This window comes from Williamsia sp. DF01-3, assembly GCF_023051145.1.
GTDB lineage: Bacteria > Actinomycetota > Actinomycetes > Mycobacteriales > Mycobacteriaceae > Williamsia.
In genome coordinates, this window is record NZ_JALKFS010000005.1 from 1,916,736 (window position 1) to 1,932,700 (window position 15,965).

A 15,965-nucleotide genomic window follows, 5' to 3' on the forward strand; every position below is an offset into this window, starting at 1 on the left:
TGCCGGGGGCGGTGCGCCCACGTGCATTGACATCCACCATTGATCGACAGAGAGTCCGAGAAGATGAACAGCCCCTATGTGGTGATCGGCGCCACCGGCGCGCAAGGTGGCGCAGTGGTGACAGCGCTTCTCGCGAGAACTCTGCCCGTGCGGGCAGTGGTCCGGCGCCCGGAGTCGACCCGAGCCCGCCGGCTCGCAGATGCGGGTGCATCACTCGCTGTCGCCGACCTCGACGACCCGAAGAGCCTCGCCGCGGCATTCGCGGGAGCCGCCGGAGTCTTCGCTCTCACCACACCGTTCGAACGTGGACCGGATGAGGAAGTCTCGCAGGGGATGTCGATCATCGAAGCAGCGTCGACCGCCGGTGTTCCTCATCTGGTCTTCTCCTCGGTGGCCAGTGCCGACCGCCACACCGGGATCCCGCACTTCGAGAGCAAGGCAGTGGTCGAGGCGGCGTTGATGCGGTCGGGCGTTGCCAGCACGATCGTCGGCCCCACTTACTTCTACGACAACCTCCTGGCCGGAATGGACCAGGTGCGTGGGGGAGTACTCGAGCTCGCGATCGGTGAAGATACTCCATTACAACAGCTTTCACGTCGCGACCTCGGGGAGTTCGTCGCGACGGTCTTCGAGGACCCGGCGCGCCACGTGGGCCTGCGGATCGACATCGCGTCCGACGCGCCGACACCCGCCCAGATGGCGGAAGCGTTGGGGCAGCGGCTCGGCCGCACCGTTCGGTTGCGCACCGTCGATGCTTCCGACATCGGTTCGGCGGACATGCGGGCGATGTTCGGGTACCTCACCGACACCGGATATGCGGCCGACATCCCCGCTCTGCACACCGCATACCCGGCAGTCGGGTGGCAATCGTTCACCGATTGGCTGGATGAAACGCTGTGACCACCACTGTGGAGTCCGCGCCCCAGGTGTCCGCATGGGCGCCGTTGCGCAACAAGATCTATCGATATCTGTTCATCGCCCAGCTCGTCTCGAACATCGGTCTCTGGATGCAGACCGTCGGGGCCCAGTGGTTCCTGGTGGAGCACGACAGCAGCGCCACCATCGTCGCACTCGTCCAGACTGCGAGTCTGCTGCCGACGCTGTTCTTGGCCTTGCCCGCCGGTGGACTCGCCGATCTCCTGGATCGCAGGCGCCTGCTGATCGCGGTCAGTACCTACACCGCGGTCGCTGCGGGGGTCACCACATTTCTGGCCTGGACCGATGTGCTGACGCCTGTGATGCTGTTGGCGATGACGTTCCTGCTCGGATGCGGCTCGGCACTGTCGGCTCCGGCGTGGCAGGCCATCCAGCCAGAACTCGTTCCACGCGAACAGATCCCAGCGGCTTCCTCGTTGGGCAGTGTCACCGTGAACGCGGCCCGTGCGGTGGGTCCGGCGATCGGCGGGGTGTTGGTGGCCGCGGCCGGACCGGCCGCGGTGTTCGCGATCAATGCGCTGTCGTTCCTGGCGATCATCGGTGCGCTGGTGTGGTGGCGCCGACCCGCCGACGCCCCAGGTGTGGACCGTGAGCGGCTGGGACGTTCGCTGGTGACCGGTCTGCACTACGTGCACGCAGCACCCATCGTTCGCCGGATCATGGTGCGATCGGCGGTCTTCGCCTTCCCGGCGTCTGCCCTCTGGGCTCTGCTGCCGCTGGCGTCGAGTGAGCACCTTCATTTCGGGGCATCGGGTTACGGCCTGGTACTTGGCATGCTCGGTGTCGGGGCGGTGGCCGGTGTCGCGATCTACCCGCGCCTGCGGAAGAAGTTGTTGCCCAACGCTTTGCTGGCTGCTTCGGCGATCGCGTACGGCGTGGGGGTGGTCGCGGTCGGCGTGTTGCCGGTGTGGGCGGTGCTGCCGCTGCTTCTGGTGGCCGGAGCTGCCTGGATCGCAACTCTCACCACGCTCAACGCAGCGATCCAGCTGTCTTTGTCGCACTGGGTGCGGGCACGCGGGATGTCGATCTACTTGCTCGTGTTCATGGGATCGCAGGCCCTCGGATCGGTTGTGTGGGGTGTGGTGGCGTCCCACACGAGCTTCGTCACGGCGTTGCTCATCTCGGCGGCCCTGCTCGTCGCCGCTGCGGCCAGCGTCACGGTGGTACCGCTGCGGCCGGAGACGGGGACACTGCCGCGAGGTGTGTCCACCGCCTGGCCCACTCCGATGGTGGTGTTCGGACCCGAACCCGATGACGGCCCTGTTGTCGTCTCGGTGGCCTATCGCGTGCGGCCCGCGGAGCTGGACCAGTTCGATCAGGCGATGGCTGCCGTGGGGAAGGCGCGGCGGCGGACCGGCGGATACTCGTGGGGCCTGTACCGCCATGGCGCCGACTCAGACCTGCGGGTGGAACAGTTCACCGTTGCCTCCTGGAGTGATTACAAGCGGCAGACCACCGAGCGCTGGACGGAGTCGGACCACCAACTGATCACCGCGGCGTTGTCGCACACGGTGACCGGCGCAACCGAAGAAGAACGTCAACTGTTCGCGGTCGGGCCCCGGACCGGCCGCCATCCGGCGCGGGCCGGCGAGCACATCGACCACGTCGGCGAACTGAACGGTACCGCTGAACGGGAGGAGTTGCGGCACGGTTCTACAGTCAAGGGATGAAGTTGCGATCGTCATGGGCCGCCGACCACCACATGCCGCCGGCCGTGGTGCAACCGGTCCTGCGACGGTTGGCTCGCGATCCCGGTTCGATCGACGACCTGGAGTGGAGCTATCTCCTGCAGGCCGACGGTCCTGACCTGGACGAACTGTGTGCGTTGGCCGATGCCGCCCGGCGGGAGACCACCGGTGATGACCTCACCTTTGTCGCCAACCGCAACTTCGAGACGGCAGCCGTTCTGGCCGACGGTGGCGGTGTGAGCCTGGAAGACCTCGTCGCGGAGGCCTGGGAACTCGGCGCGACAGAGATCTGCCTGCAGGGTCCGGTTCCGGCGACCGAACACGCCACCGAATACCTGGAGTTGATCAAGCGCATCAAAGCGGTCGCGCCCGAGATCCACCTCCATGCCTACCGTGCAACAGAGGTGTTCGACGCCGCGACCCGGCTCGACGTCACCGCCGAGGAGTTCCTCCGGTCGGCCCGCGAGGCGGGCCTCGACACCGTGCCCGGCACTGCCGCGCAGGTACTCGACGACCACGTGCGCCGCGCCCTCTCGCCCGACGGCCGCGGGCTGTCGATCGCCGCGTGGGTGGACACGATCATCACCGCCCACCAGACGGGTCTGAAATCGACCGCGACGATGCTCTACGGTCACGTCGAGGACCCGATTCACCAGGTTGCCCACCTGCGTCTGCTGGCCGATATCCAGCACCGCACGTCCGGCTTCACCGAACTCATCCTCATGCCGATGCTTCCAGAGAACGCCCCACCCCACGTCCGGGATCAAGCGGTCCAGGGCCCCACGCTCCGCGAGACCAGGGCAGTGCACGCGGTGGCACGCCTGATGATGCTCGGCACCATCGACCACGTACAGGCAGCGTGGACCAAACTCGACGCCGAAGCGCTGCGTGCCGTGCTCCGCGGTGGTGCCGACGATGTCGGCGGCGTCCTGATGGACGGAACGCTCCGGCCCGACGCCGGGCCCGAGAGTGGCAGACAGCTCTCGCCCGACGATGTGACGGAGTTGGGCAGAGAACTCGGCCGGACGCCGCGTCAGCGCACGACCCTCTACGAGGACCCACCCGCCGAGCGGGTCGAAGTGTTGCGACGGGTCTTCGCGTGACCTCACCGTCCTCATTGCCACACTGCGTCGACGTGGCGATCGTCGGTGCCGGGTTCGCGGGACTCGGCCTGGGTATCCGGCTGGCCCGGGCCGACCGGGAGAGCTTTGTCATCCTCGAACGCGGCGATTCGGTGGGCGGCACGTGGCGGGACAACCACTACCCGGGCGTCGCATGCGACGTACCCGCACATGTCTACTCGTATTCGTTCCGGCCTCCCGGTGACTGGACCTCGCTGTTCGCGTCGGGGCCGGAGATCCACGAGTATTTGACCCGTGCGGTGGACGAGGAGGGTCTGACGCCGCACCTGCATCTGAACACCGATGTGGCACAGGCTCGATGGCTTCCGGATCAGCTCTGCTGGCTCGTGGCGACCAACGCGGGCGAGATGCGGGCCCGCGTGCTCGTCGTGGCGGTCGGCCGGTTGGCCGATCCGCTCATGCCCGAGGTAACCGGTTCGGACACATTCTTCGGCAAGGTTTTCCACACCGCCCAGTGGGATGACGACGCTCCGATCGACGGCGCACGCGTCGGCATCGTGGGCACGGGGGCATCGGCGGTACAACTCACGCCACACCTCGCTGAGCGTGCCGGGCAGCTCGTCGTCTTCTCCCGCAGCGCGCCCTATGTGGTGCCGCGACGTAATCGGGAATACAGCGAACCCGAGCGTGTGCAACTGCAGGTGAAGGCCAACGCAGACCGCCTGAGGGAAGAGCTCTTCACCGAGGCCGACAAAGCATTTGCGCAGCGTCGAGGGCTCCGGCCGGACATCGATGAGATCCGGGCCCGGGCGCTGGGGCATCTGACTGCCCAGATCGACGATCCGGATCTCCGCCGGGCTCTGACGCCGGACTATGAAATCGGTTGCAAGCGAATACTTCTCAGTGACGAGTTCTACCCGGCGCTGATGAGGCCGTCGGTGACGCTGGAACCCTCTGCGCTCGCGGCGTTCGACGGTGACTCGGTGGTCGCGGCCAGCGGGCGTTCCTACGATCTCGACGTTGTTGTCATGGCCACCGGATTCGAGGCTGCCAGGCCCGCGTTCGCCGAGAGGGTCGCGGGTGTGGGCGGGGAATTGCTCTCCGACCATTGGGGTGAGGGGATGGTGTCGTACGCGTCCACCGCCGTCAGTGGCTTCCCGAACATGTTCGTACTGGACGGCCCCAATGCCGCTCTCGGCCACAATTCCGCGATCTACATGATCGAGACGCAGATCGACTACGTCCTGGGTGCTCTTGACCACCTATGGCGCAACAGTGGGCTAGCGCTCGAGGTGTCGGCGGATGCCGAACGCGACTACACCCGTGAGATCGACGAGCGTAGTGCGTCGACGGTATGGCTCAGTGGTTGCAGCAGTTGGTATCTCGACCCCCAGAGCGGCCGGTTGACCTTGCTGTGGCCTGGTACCGGTCGCTCGTTCCGGGAACGCAACGGTACCTTCGACCCGCAGCGCTACGAGAAGGTCAGCGCGGTTGGTGTGGGCCAGGAGTGCCGGGTTTCCTGACCCTCTGATCACCGGTCAGATGAGCGCACGTCCGGTACCGCCTTCAGTTTCGCGGGGTCGGCGATGTCGTAAATGGCCGCTACACGGCCGTCGCGGACCACAAAGCAGCTGGCGCGAGCCGGAGATGCGCGACGGTCACCGGCATCGTCCCATCCGGCGCTGTACGCGCCGAGTTCGCCGTTGATGAGCACCGGGATCTGCTCGGACAGGAACGACTCTCCGTACCGTCGGACCAGACCCAGCAGGAAACGCGCGACGCCGTCGGCGCCGTGGATGGGCTTGACCGCTGTGGGGGTGGTGCGGTTCGCGTCGCCGACGATCACGGCGTCCGGATCCAGGGCAGCCACAACGGAATCGACGTTTTTCGAGGCCAGCGCAGCAACGAGGCGCTGAACCGCCTCTGCTTGCTCGGCTTCGGACACCGGCGCCGGCACTCCCGAGACGATTCTCCTGGCACGTGAGGCCATTTGGCGGGCCGAAGCCGCGTTCACACCCAGGAGGGCGCCGATCTCGGCGAACGGCACGCCGAAACCGTCATGCATCACGAATGCGACGCGCATCGCGGGAGTCAGGGTCTCGAATACCACCATCGCGGCGTATCGGCTGTCTTCCGCGGCGACCACCGCCTGTAGTGGATCTTGTGAGTCGCTGGACGGTAGCGCGGTGACCACGGGCTCGGGAAGCCATTGGCCCACATACTGTTCTCGTCGAACCGCTGCTGACCGGAGTCGGTCGAGGCAGATGCGGCCGACCACGGTGGTCAGCCAGGCGCCGAGGTCGTTGATCGAGTCGACATCGACATCGGCCAGACGCAGCCACGATTCCTGCACGGCGTCCTCGGCGTCCGTGACACTCCCGGTGATCCGATATCCCACCGCGAGCAGGCGAGAGCGTTGATCCTGGAATCGATCCGCGAGACTCGGCATGGGGTGATGGTAGGCGGACGCCGGCCGGTTCTCAGCCGATGTTGACCCCGTAGTCGCGTGCGATTCCGGCGAGCCCTGATGCGTATCCCTGGCCTACTGCCCGGAACTTCCACTCGCCGCCGCGCCGGTAGATCTCGCCGAACACCATCGCAGTCTCGGTCGATGCGTCCTCGCTCAGGTCGTAGCGCGCCAGTTCCCGTCCGTCGGCCTGGTTGACGACCCTGATGAAAGCGCCGTGCACCTGGCCGAAGCTTTGACCGTGGATATCGGCCTCATGGATGGTGACCGGAAAGATGATGGAGTCGACGTCCGGCGACAGGGCCTTCAGGTCGACGGTGATCGTCTCGTCGTCGCCCTCGCCTTCACCGGTGCGATTGTCTCCGGTGTGTTCGATGGCCCCGTCGGGGGAACGCAGGTTGTTGTAGAACACAAAAAACGAGTCGTTCAGCACCTTCCGGTTCGCGTTGATCGCAAGGGCACTGGCATCGAGGTCGTAGTCGGCCCCGGTGGTGGATCGGACGTCCCATCCGAGGCCGACGCTCACCGCGGTCAGATTGGGCGCTTCCTTGCTCAGCGAGACGTTTCCGCCTTTGGCCAGGCTCACAGACATGGGCATCCTCCTTGGAGCGGGTTCTTTGGCTTGCAAACCATCCCCTCCAAGAGTACCGATGGCCGCGTCTACAGTCGGCAGTATGCGTATCGATCTGAGCGGTAGAACAGCATTGGTGACAGGTTCGAGCCAGGGCATCGGAAAGGCAATCGCGAAGGGACTCGCCGAGGCGGGAGCGCGCGTTGCGGTGAACGGTCGAGACGCTGGGAAGCTGCGCGACGCAGTGGCGGAACTGACCGCGCAGGTACCCGGAGCCGATGTCATACAGTTGGCTGCCGACGTCACCACCACCGACGGTGTGGACACGTTGCTCGCTGCCCTTCCCTCGGTCGACATCTTGGTGAACAATCTCGGCATCTTCGGGTCGCAGCCTGCGCTGGACATCTCCGACGAGGAATGGCGTCGTTACTTCGAGGTGAATGTGCTTGCCGCAGTGCGACTCATCCGCGCCTATCTGCCGTCGATGACCGATGGTGGGTGGGGACGCATACAGAACATCGCAAGCGACTCGGCGATCGTGATCCCCGCCGAGATGATCCACTACGGGATGTCGAAGACGGCACTGCTCGCCGTGAGCCGTGGGTTCGCGAAGGAAGCAGCAGGCACCGGCGTCACCGTGAACTCGGTGATAGCGGGGCCGACACACACCGGTGGGGTGGAGGACTTCGTCTATCAACTCGTGGACAAAGACCTCCCGTGGGACGAGGCCCAGCGCGAGTTCATGCGTCTGCACCGTCCACAATCGTTGCTGCAGAGGCTGATCGAGCCCGAGGAGATCGCGAACATGTGTGTCTATCTCGCGTCTCCGCAGGCTTCGGCTACGACTGGTGCCGCCGTACGGGTAGATGGCGGTTACGTGGACTCGATCGTTCCCTGAACACTGAACCCTGGGCTCAGCGGGTGATGCGCCTGAGTGCACACAAGTCGTGATCTGATGGCCGGATGTGACGTCTGGGCTGAACCTGTGTGCAACGGTGCCCGCGAGAGCGTCTGCCCCAGAACGTGATCGAGAGATTTGTCAGACCCCTTATTTAGAATGGGGTCATGTTGTTGGTCGAGGGGGAACTCGAGCCATACAGTTGGCCGAGGATCTGAGAACTGTTCCGCGTGAGCTGAATCGGCGGTTCGCGCGCACAATCGCCGACGTTGTCGAACTGGCGACGTTGCGGGTGCGTGAAGAACTGGCCGTGTCAGGGGACCTGGACAAGGCCGCCCGCATCCCGGTTGTTGAGGTGTCCCTGTTGGGTGTTTCGCGAACGATGGCCGGGGTGTACATCGACAACGGCCTGCAACTGCGCGACCGATTCCACGAGACACGTGCGGCGTTCGAGGAAGGCGACATCGGGTTCACGCATGTACGCGAAATCGTCACCGCACTCCAGGGTCTCGACGACGCGTTACTCGCCCGCGTCGAACCCGAAGCCATACTGATTGCCCAGCAGGGACTCTCACGCTCCGTCCTGCGCAACGAACTCGACCGGATGGTCATCGCTGTCGACCCCGACGGGGCAGCAGAACGACGCAAAGCGATGAAACCACACCGCGACTACCGGTCCTCCCGCGACCGTCGGCAACTTCACCAACAACGCGCCGACGCGCAGGGTGGTGGAGACCTTTGCACACACCACAAACCTGCCTGCAGCAGCAGACAGCGCACCCGCGGCCAGCAGATTGACCGGAACGGTATGCGGCCCCGTGTCGTCTGGACTGAGGAGCGAGGGAGCGCAGCGACTGAGTCGACGAGGGAAGACGACGCGCTGAGGGCCGCATACCCGCGAGCGCCAGCGAGCAGACAACACTGCCGACACCGGCAATCCGGCATCACCGCCCCGCCACCGGGACTGCTCCCACCCGACGGTCACGGCGGACTCACCGAACCACCACCAGGCGCGTTGACCTATCAACCGTCCCAGGCGCTGCGCGAGATGATCATCGCCCGCGACGGCACCTGCCGAACTCCCGGATGCTCCACCCCGGCATCCGAATGCGAGATCGACCACATCATCCCGTTCAACCATGCCGACCCTCGATCGGGTGGCTGGACAATCGAAGAAGACCTTGCCCCCATCTGCCGCCCCGACCACAAACGCAAAACCCTCGGCTACTGGATCGCCCGAATGCACTCAGACCGAACCATCACGTGGACAACCCAATACGGACAGACCTACGTCACCCGCCCGCATGGTCTGGGCCGCTAGGGCACGAGGTACTGGCTGTCGCGCACATCGGTGATCACCATGTGGCCCGGTGCGTGACCAATCGCCAACGCAGGCCGCGACTCCATCACCGCGGCCTGCGGGGTGACGCCGCATCCCCAGAACACCGGTATCTCGCCCCGGCGAATGTCCACAGCGTCGCCGAAGTCGGGCTGGTCGATGTCGTAGATGCCGAGTGCGGCGGCGTCGCCGATATGTAGCGGAGCGCCGTGAACCGCGGGATAGCGCGACGTCACCCGTACCGCGGTTGCGACCAATTCTGCTGGTACCGGCCGCATCGACACCACCAGTGGACCGGATAGACCTCCTGCCGGGCGGCAACGCTGAGAGGTCTTGTACATCGGCACATTTGAACCCTGTTCGATGTGTCGCACGGGTACGCCGGCCTCGATCAAGGCAGCTTCGAACGTGAAGCTGCACCCGATCAAGAACGAGACCAGATCTTCCCGCCACCACGGCGTCACGTCCGTTGCCTCATCGACCAGTTCGCCGTTTTCATAGATTCGGTAGAGGGGCACGTCGGTGCGGATGTCGCCGTCCTCACCCAGCATCGGTCCGGTCACCTCGCCGGCATCCAACACATCGAGGATTGGGCACGACTTCGGGTTGCGTTGCGCGAACAGTAAGAAGTCGTAGGCGTCGGCGCGCGGAAGGGTCAACAGGTTGGCCTGCGTGTATCCGGGTGCCCAGCCTGCGGTCGGGGTGATCAGCCCGTCGCGGAACAACTTTCGGGCCGCCGACGGGGTGGCGGCTGCGGGTGATGTCATCGGGAGCTCCTATCGGGCGAACACGTGGTCATCGGGCCCAGCGGAGGTGCACTGACTGGCCGGGACGGATCTGGGCGGCGCGATCGACGTCCTCGTCGATCAGTACGGCAACCACGGGATAGCCGCCGGTGACCGGATGGTCGGCGAGGAACACCACCGGTTGTCCGCTTGGAGGTACCTGAATTGCCCCCGCACCATGCCCTCGCTGGGCAATTGACGATCCGGATCTCGGTGGTTGAGGCCAGGCGCAGTGCCGTTCAACCGCATTCCCACTCGATCGCTGTGGTCGGATGCCTGCCACGCCACACGCACCAGATCATCGGCGTCCAGAACCCATCCGTCGCGCGGACCGCGGATGGCGCGCAGTTCCACGTCTCCGGCGGCCGGCGCCGCAACTGGGGCGACGTCGACGTCCGGTAGTTCGCCGGGCCGGGGTCCGATCTCCAACACCGTTCCGACGGCCACCGGATCTGGCCCAAGTCCTGACATGGTGTCGGTACTACACGAGCCCAATGTGGGCGTCGCCGCGATGCCCCCGCGGACGGCCACGTACGCACGAAGTCCGGCTCGTGCCATACCGAGGGACACCGAACCCCCCGCGTGCACCACAAACGGGGCATTGATCCCGACCGGGTGAGGCCCGGAACCGTTGTCCACCAACACATCGACATCGGCGCCGGTGACCGCCAGCCACACCTCACCCGTCGCTCGAAGCGACAGCCCGCCGAGAGTCAACTCGAGTGTTGCAGCATCTTCGGGGTTGGACAGCAGCCGGTTCGCGAGACGGTGCGACCGCCGATCGGCGGCACCGGAGCGACTCACCCCGAGCGAGGCGAGTCCGGGGCGGCCACCATCTTGAATGGTGGTGAACGGCCCGGTGGCCAACACCTCGAGCGTGCTCACGAGACGCTCTGGAATCGTACGAGTGTGCCCGGCTGCAGCAGTGCGGGTGGATCGCGGTCCACATCCCACATCGGTAGGTCGGTGTGCCCCAACAGTTGCCAACCGCCGGGGGACTGTCGTGGGTAGATGCCACTGAACTCACCAGCGAGTCCGACGGCGCCGGCCGGGACCTTGGTCCGGGCGTCGTCGCGGCGCGGGACCTGCAGCCGTGGGTCGCCGCCGATGAGGTAGGCGAAGCCCGGTGCAAACCCGCCGAAGGCCACGTGCCACGGGGTACCGGTGTGTGCAGTGATCACCTCGTGCGGGGTCATCCCGGTGAGGCGAGCGACGTCGTCGAGATCGGGTCCGTCGTAGATCACCGGCACGTCGATGATTGGGCCATCACGACGAGCTTTCTCGGGTGCCGGGGTGAGGCGCTCGAGTGCGGTGCGCAGCGCGCCTGTTCTACCTGGGCCATCTGCGGTCACCAAAACCGTTCTGGCGCCAGGGACCACGTCCACGACGCCGGGCAAATCCGCCTCGTTGATCGCGACCGTCCAGCCGATCGCCTCTTCGGTGGTCTCCGCCTCGATGAGCAGAGACCGATCCCCGTACGTCAGAACCGTCATGAGAAAGGCTTTATCTCAACATCATTCGCACCGAGGATGTCCCGGACGGCGCGGGCCATCTCGATCGCGGCAGGGGAGTCGCCGTGTACGCACACCGAATCCACGTCGAGCTTCACGGTGGAACCGTCGACGGCCTCGACCAATCCATCACTGACCATCCGAAGCACTCGCTCGGCCACCGTGTCGGGATCGTGCAGGACCGCGCCGGGTTCACGCCGCGACACCAGCGTCGCCGACGGGGTGTAACCGCGATCTGCGAATGCCTCGCGGATCACCCGCAGCCCGCGCTGTTCGGCCAGCTCGAGAAGCCGCGAGCCCGGCAGCCCGAGAATCGCCAGTCCCGGATCGACCGCGGCCACCGCATCAACAACGGCGGTAGCGTGCCCATCGTGGTGAACGGCTGTGTTGTACAGCGCACCATGGGGTTTGACGTAGGTGACCGTGCCGCCGGCGGCTGCAGCAAGTGCCTGCAACCCGCCGATCTGATACACCACGTCGTCGGTCAACTCGGTCCGCGACGCGTCGACGAATCGTCGGCCGAATCCCGCGAGGTCACGATAGGCGACCTGGGCGCCGATCCGGACGTCGCGTTGCACCGACCACCGCGCGGTGCGGGCGATGGTGCTGGGATCGCCGGCATGAAACCCACACGCGATGTTTGCACTGGTGACGAGGTCGAGCATGGCCTCGTCGTCGCCGAGTTCCCATCGGCCGAACGATTCGCCGATGTCGCTGTTGAGATCGATGGTGGTCACAGGTCACCGAGTTTCGTCAGTGATTCGTAGCCGAGATACAAGGTGACAAGCCATGCGATGACGCCGATGCTCAACAACCATGTGGGATAACGGTACCCGCCGAGCAGGTCACGGCGACGCCATGCGACCCAGAGCACGATGGTGAAGCCGATGGGCAAGATGATGCCGTTGAACGCGCCCGCGAAGATCAGCAGCTTCACCGGCGTGGTCTCGATCAACAGATAGATGACCGTGGTGATCGCGATGAAGCCGACCGTCAGCAGATTGCGGGTACGAGCTCCGGTGTTGGATGTGGTCAGAAATGACACCGATGTGTACGCCGCACCGATCACCGACGTGATGCTCGCCGCCCACAGGATCACCCCGAACAGGTGCATGCCGACGCTGCCGAGCGCCGACTCGAAGGCCGACGCCGTGGGATTGTCCTTGGCCAGAGCCACGCCGCCTGCGGTGACACCGAGAACGGCGAGGAACAACAGCACTCTCATCACACCGGTGACGATGACGCCCAAGACCGAACTGCGGCTGATCTGCTTGACGTGTTCGGGCCCGGTCATCCCGGTGTCGAGAAGCCGGTGTGCGCCGGCGTAGGTGATGTACCCACCGACGGTGCCACCGATGATGGTGGTGATGACCAGGAAGTCGATCTCCTCGGGAATCACTGTGTTACGCAATGCTTCGCCCGCGGGAGGCCCGGAAACGATCGCCACGTAGCCGGTCATCAAGATCATCCCGGCACCGAGCACCACCACTATGCGGTCGAGGGCAACACCCGCGCGCTTGCTCAGGAAGATGGCGATGGCGATCAACGCGGAGATCGCGCCGCCGATCCGTGGTTCGAGTCCGAACATTGCGTCTGTACCCAAACCGGTACCGCCGACATTGCCGATGTTGAACACCAGTCCGCCGAGGAGCACAAGCCCGGCGAGCACGTATCCGGCTCCGGGGAGGACGTCGTTCGCGAGCTCATGGGCACGACGACCCGCGACCCCGATCACTCGCCAGACATTCAGCTGTACCGCAATGTCGACCAAGATGGACACCAAGATCGCGAAGGCGAATGCCGCCCCGAGCTGCACGGTGAACTGGGTGGTCTGAGTGATGAAGCCGGGCCCGATGGCACTGGTCGCCATGAGGAACATGGCTCCCAGGAGCGCGGCGCGCCCGCCCTTGTTGGCCTCGACGGCAATCGTTTCTGCCATGGAGATCTCCTTGTTGTCTGTCGAGCTGTGCCGGCGGCGATGTGCCTCGACTGCTCCTCAGCGTCGCGTCCGATTGTTTCCAAAGCTTTGCTGACTCGATAAGGATTGTTCAACAATCTCACAATCCTGCGTCTCGTACACTCGGTTCGTGGAAACGGAATCCGGATTCGACAGCGTTCTCGGCGCGCTCGAAGCCGCTCGTCCCGAAGTTGTTCTGACTTCCTCGGCGGAACGTGCAGCGTCCGTTTTGCGCGCGCAGGTCGACGAAGGCCGCCTTCGCTCCGGCGCTCGTCTGCCCGAAGAAGCAATCGCCCGGGCACTGGGCATCTCTCGCAACACCCTGCGCGAGGCGCTGAGCCAGTTGATCTCCGAACGCATACTCGAGCGGGTACCCAACAGGGGGTGTTGATCCGTACGCCCACCGCCGACGACGTGCGCGACGTCTACCGGGCGCGTCGGGTGATCGAGACGGGAGCCATCAGGGTGGGTGCCCACGCCCGGCCCCAACACGACGCCATGCGGGCGGCGGTCGCCGAAGGACAGAAAGCCCTGGCGCGCGGTGACGGCGATGCAGTCGCGAGCGCCAATCAGCATTTTCACCGGGCCGTGGTCGCTCAGGCCGGTAGTGCCCGGCTGGACGTGGAGATGAATCTTCTTCTGGCCGAGATGCGCCTGGTCTTCTTTCGTACCGGGTCGGCCCGGCAATTCCACGAACGTTACGTGCAGCGCAATGGTGAGATCGCGGATCTGCTGTCGTCAGGTGACGTGGAGGCCGCGGCGGTTGCGATGGACACGTATCTGCACGACGCCGAGGCCCACCTGCTGACCCAGTTCGACTAGTGGTCTGTCAGTAGTCGTCTTCCTTGTTCGGCCGCGTCCGGTCGGTCCATCCTGAGCCGTTGTGGTAGCGCTCGATGCTCGGGTCGTGCTCATCGGGGTACCAGTCGGCGGGTGTCGGTGGCTTTCTTGCTCGAGCCGCTTGGACGAGGGCGATGATCACGCCCACGACCACTACGACGATGACTACCACCAGGATGATCTGCCAGGGCTCCATCATCTGAGTATGTCGTGCCGCGGGTCTCGGCGTGCGGGGTCCTGGACAGGGGCCGACGGAAATCCAACCTCCGGGCTAGTGCATCTGGGAAGAAACCGATTCGATGGCCGGTTTGACCGAAGGAGGCCGGGCGAACGTCGCGGCCGTACCTGAGGACCCTAGGATTTCACCATGTCGAACACCGATGATGTCGTCGAACAGATCCTGAGCAAGTACGACACGATCACCGTGGTCGGGGCCAGCGCCGACCCTGCCAAGGCGGCGCACACCGTGCCCGTCCACATGCAGGACCACGGATGGCGGATCATCCCGGTGAACCCCAAAGCCGACGAACTCTTCGGGGAACCTGTCTACCGAACACTGGCCGACATCCCCGAACAAATTGGCCTCGTCGACGTCTTCCGTCCCTCTGACCAGACGGCGGAGATCGCCCGGCAGGCGGTGGCCGCCGGGGCCACAGCACTGTGGCTTCAGCTGGGTATCGCGTCGGCCGAGGCTCGCGAGATCGCAGAAAATGCGGGCCTGCTGTACGTGGAAGACCGTTGCCTCATCATCGAACAGCGGCGACTGGGCGTGTCGGCGCCACGCTGACCCGTAAGGCGCCTACGAGTAGCGCACGATCCGCGAAAGGCGCTTCGCGTCGGTGAGCATGGTCTCGATGATCGTGCCTGCCACGGTGTCGAACTCCTCGGCCGCGCGGTTCAACCGCTCCGACCCCAGCTCGTCCTCGGCCGCGGCGACGTACTCGTCCGAATCGTCGTCGACCACAACGCTGATCACCCATTCGAGCTTTGCCAGCTGACGGTCCACCTGCTCGACGCCTGCGCGGTACCGGGTGAACGCCTCCAGTCGCTGGACGAGCACACCCAGCCGTTCGTCATGCACCTGCGACCGCGCAGCGTGGATGGCGGTGAGCTCGAGGTCGTCGCCGAGGTCGTCGGGCGGACCGGCCCCGAGTTTGTCGACGGAGGCACGAAGCCGCGCGCAGCTGCGACTGATCTCTGCCACCTCGGCATCGAGGTCGACCCGGATCATCTTGTTGTCGAGGATGTCGTGCTTCCAGGATCGGCTCTGCTCGATCGCCGTCGCCGTCGAACACGCCAGGTAGGCGAGCTTGCCGATGGGATGCGCCCGCATCTCGTCGATCGTTGCCTGGTCGTGCGGCGACAAGGTGGATTGGCGCAGCTGCCGTCGCAGTGGTCGCGGGTAGTTGTTCTCGTCGGTGCGGACGGCCCAATCGTCGATCTGCCCAGAGTCTCGGTCGAGGAGACGATCGATGTCGATGCGGGGCTCGTCGCCCCGCCACGTGTCGACGGCGATGAACGCGAACCGGATGGCAATCGACTCGCCGGGACGCGTCCCTCCTTGGTGGTCGATCCAGTACGGCGTGGCCGTGGTCTTGGCCAGATCGGACAGTCCGTCACCGCCCTCGGATCGCCGACGAAGCGGCGCAGGCGGGGCGAAGTCGGTAATTGCCGGTGACGTCGACCCGGATTCGCCGGTCGCTTCGACCGGGGGTGGCGCGCGTCGCTCGGACGCCGCGCGGAACCGGGCCGCCCAGTCGATCGACTTGATCCATTCGGTCCCCACCAGCACCAGTGCACTCGTGGCAAAGACCAGCACGAAGCCGATGATCGCCGAGATGTACACCATGCTCACCCATTATCCGCACCGGCGAGACATGGCGCACGAAAC

Annotated in this window: 17 protein-coding genes and 1 pseudogene; 9 read left to right on the forward strand and 9 right to left on the reverse strand. The window is 65.3% G+C overall.

Annotation, left to right across the window (positions count from 1 at the left end):
- Positions 1–63: 63 nt before the first annotated feature.
- Genes MVA47_RS11105 through MVA47_RS11120 form a run of 4 tightly spaced genes read left to right on the forward strand, consistent with a single transcriptional unit; the run spans position 64 to position 5,229 of the window.
- Positions 64–900: an NmrA/HSCARG family protein gene (locus MVA47_RS11105; protein WP_247207949.1), complete on the forward strand. Its 837-nt coding sequence runs from the start codon at positions 64–66 to the stop codon at positions 898–900.
- The gene (locus tag MVA47_RS11110) at positions 897–2,606 is read left to right on the forward strand and encodes an MFS transporter (protein ID WP_247207950.1); all 1,710 of its coding nucleotides are present in this window, start codon (positions 897–899) and stop codon (positions 2,604–2,606) included. The genes MVA47_RS11105 and MVA47_RS11110 overlap by 4 nt, the downstream gene beginning before the upstream one ends.
- Entirely contained in the window at positions 2,603–3,727 is a 1,125-nt protein-coding gene (locus MVA47_RS11115; protein WP_247207951.1) for an FO synthase, read from the forward strand. Before MVA47_RS11110 ends, MVA47_RS11115 begins: the two co-directional genes overlap by 4 nt.
- Positions 3,724–5,229: an NAD(P)/FAD-dependent oxidoreductase gene (locus MVA47_RS11120; protein ID WP_247207952.1), complete on the forward strand. Its 1,506-nt coding sequence runs from the start codon at positions 3,724–3,726 to the stop codon at positions 5,227–5,229. The genes MVA47_RS11115 and MVA47_RS11120 overlap by 4 nt, the downstream gene beginning before the upstream one ends.
- 8 nt (positions 5,230–5,237) lie before the next feature.
- Here MVA47_RS11120 and sigJ read toward each other — a convergent pair whose 3' ends face one another.
- On the reverse strand, positions 5,238–6,155 hold the full coding sequence (gene sigJ, locus MVA47_RS11125; RefSeq protein WP_247207953.1) for an RNA polymerase sigma factor SigJ: 918 nt from the start codon (positions 6,153–6,155) through the stop codon (positions 5,238–5,240).
- 31 nt (positions 6,156–6,186) lie between these two features.
- Positions 6,187–6,765, reverse strand: coding sequence for a TerD family protein (locus MVA47_RS11130; RefSeq protein WP_116916003.1), 579 nt, complete (start codon positions 6,763–6,765; stop codon positions 6,187–6,189).
- Between the two features lie 82 nt (positions 6,766–6,847).
- Here MVA47_RS11130 and MVA47_RS11135 point away from each other — a divergent pair, with 82 nt between their 5' ends.
- Together MVA47_RS11135 and MVA47_RS11140 are read left to right on the forward strand one after the other, a co-directional pair.
- Positions 6,848–7,642 (forward strand): SDR family NAD(P)-dependent oxidoreductase, encoded by a 795-nt coding sequence (locus MVA47_RS11135; protein WP_247207954.1) that lies wholly within the window; start codon positions 6,848–6,850, stop codon positions 7,640–7,642.
- A 202-nt stretch (positions 7,643–7,844) separates the two neighbouring features.
- Positions 7,845–8,963 (forward strand): HNH endonuclease signature motif containing protein, encoded by a 1,119-nt coding sequence (locus MVA47_RS11140; RefSeq protein ID WP_247207955.1) that lies wholly within the window; start codon positions 7,845–7,847, stop codon positions 8,961–8,963.
- Here MVA47_RS11140 and MVA47_RS11145 read toward each other — a convergent pair.
- From MVA47_RS11145 to MVA47_RS11165, 5 genes and pseudogenes are all read right to left on the reverse strand, one after another.
- Complete coding sequence (locus MVA47_RS11145; RefSeq protein ID WP_247207956.1) at positions 8,960–9,748, reverse strand: putative hydro-lyase; 789 nt, start codon at positions 9,746–9,748, stop codon at positions 8,960–8,962. The genes MVA47_RS11140 and MVA47_RS11145 overlap by 4 nt on opposite strands.
- Positions 9,749–9,776: 28 nt before the next feature.
- Positions 9,777–10,651: pseudogene (locus MVA47_RS11150) on the reverse strand (biotin-dependent carboxyltransferase family protein).
- Positions 10,648–11,259 carry an allophanate hydrolase subunit 1 gene (locus MVA47_RS11155; protein ID WP_247207957.1) on the reverse strand — a complete coding sequence of 204 codons (612 nt, stop codon included), beginning with the start codon at positions 11,257–11,259 and terminating at the stop codon, positions 10,648–10,650. Before MVA47_RS11155 ends, MVA47_RS11150 begins: the two are co-directional and overlap by 4 nt.
- The gene (locus tag MVA47_RS11160; RefSeq protein WP_247207958.1) at positions 11,256–12,014 is read right to left on the reverse strand and encodes a LamB/YcsF family protein; all 759 of its coding nucleotides are present in this window, start codon (positions 12,012–12,014) and stop codon (positions 11,256–11,258) included. The genes MVA47_RS11155 and MVA47_RS11160 overlap by 4 nt, the downstream gene beginning before the upstream one ends.
- Positions 12,011–13,216 (reverse strand): NRAMP family divalent metal transporter, encoded by a 1,206-nt coding sequence (locus MVA47_RS11165; RefSeq protein WP_247207959.1) that lies wholly within the window; start codon positions 13,214–13,216, stop codon positions 12,011–12,013. The genes MVA47_RS11160 and MVA47_RS11165 overlap by 4 nt, the downstream gene beginning before the upstream one ends.
- Before the next feature lie 148 nt (positions 13,217–13,364).
- On the opposite strand from MVA47_RS11165, the gene MVA47_RS27050 reads away from it, so the two are divergent.
- Both MVA47_RS27050 and MVA47_RS11175 read left to right on the forward strand, forming a co-directional pair.
- On the forward strand, positions 13,365–13,625 hold the full coding sequence (locus MVA47_RS27050) for a GntR family transcriptional regulator (RefSeq protein WP_247207960.1): 261 nt from the start codon (positions 13,365–13,367) through the stop codon (positions 13,623–13,625).
- On the forward strand, positions 13,619–14,056 hold the full coding sequence (locus MVA47_RS11175; RefSeq protein ID WP_247207961.1) for a GntR family transcriptional regulator: 438 nt from the start codon (positions 13,619–13,621) through the stop codon (positions 14,054–14,056). Before MVA47_RS27050 ends, MVA47_RS11175 begins: the two co-directional genes overlap by 7 nt.
- Positions 14,057–14,063: 7 nt before the next feature.
- On the opposite strand, the gene MVA47_RS11180 is transcribed toward MVA47_RS11175, so the two are convergent.
- Positions 14,064–14,270, reverse strand: coding sequence for a DUF2510 domain-containing protein (locus MVA47_RS11180; protein ID WP_247207962.1), 207 nt, complete (start codon positions 14,268–14,270; stop codon positions 14,064–14,066).
- Positions 14,271–14,441: 171 nt separating this feature from the next.
- Here MVA47_RS11180 and MVA47_RS11185 point away from each other — a divergent pair, with 171 nt between their 5' ends.
- On the forward strand, positions 14,442–14,861 hold the full coding sequence (locus MVA47_RS11185) for a CoA-binding protein (RefSeq protein ID WP_247207963.1): 420 nt from the start codon (positions 14,442–14,444) through the stop codon (positions 14,859–14,861).
- Positions 14,862–14,873: 12 nt separating this feature from the next.
- Here the strand turns inward: MVA47_RS11185 and MVA47_RS11190 are convergent, their stop codons facing one another.
- On the reverse strand, positions 14,874–15,929 hold the full coding sequence (locus MVA47_RS11190) for a hypothetical protein (RefSeq protein WP_247207964.1): 1,056 nt from the start codon (positions 15,927–15,929) through the stop codon (positions 14,874–14,876).
- Positions 15,930–15,965: the final 36 nt, after the last annotated feature.

Coding starts and splice junctions, on each gene's coding strand:
- MVA47_RS11105 (WP_247207949.1), top strand. CDS start 64: ATGAACAGCCCCTATGTGGTGATCGGCGCCACCGGCGCGCAAGGTGGC.
- MVA47_RS11115 (WP_247207951.1), top strand. CDS start 2,603: ATGAAGTTGCGATCGTCATGGGCCGCCGACCACCACATGCCGCCGGCC.
- sigJ (WP_247207953.1), bottom strand. CDS start 6,155: ATGCCGAGTCTCGCGGATCGATTCCAGGATCAACGCTCTCGCCTGCTC.
- MVA47_RS11130 (WP_116916003.1), bottom strand. CDS start 6,765: ATGTCTGTGAGCCTGGCCAAAGGCGGAAACGTCTCGCTGAGCAAGGAA.
- MVA47_RS11135 (WP_247207954.1), top strand. CDS start 6,848: ATGCGTATCGATCTGAGCGGTAGAACAGCATTGGTGACAGGTTCGAGC.
- MVA47_RS11145 (WP_247207956.1), bottom strand. CDS start 9,748: ATGACATCACCCGCAGCCGCCACCCCGTCGGCGGCCCGAAAGTTGTTC.
- MVA47_RS11155 (WP_247207957.1), bottom strand. CDS start 11,259: ATGACGGTTCTGACGTACGGGGATCGGTCTCTGCTCATCGAGGCGGAG.
- MVA47_RS11165 (WP_247207959.1), bottom strand. CDS start 13,216: ATGGCAGAAACGATTGCCGTCGAGGCCAACAAGGGCGGGCGCGCCGCG.
- MVA47_RS11180 (WP_247207962.1), bottom strand. CDS start 14,270: ATGGAGCCCTGGCAGATCATCCTGGTGGTAGTCATCGTCGTAGTGGTC.
- MVA47_RS11185 (WP_247207963.1), top strand. CDS start 14,442: ATGTCGAACACCGATGATGTCGTCGAACAGATCCTGAGCAAGTACGAC.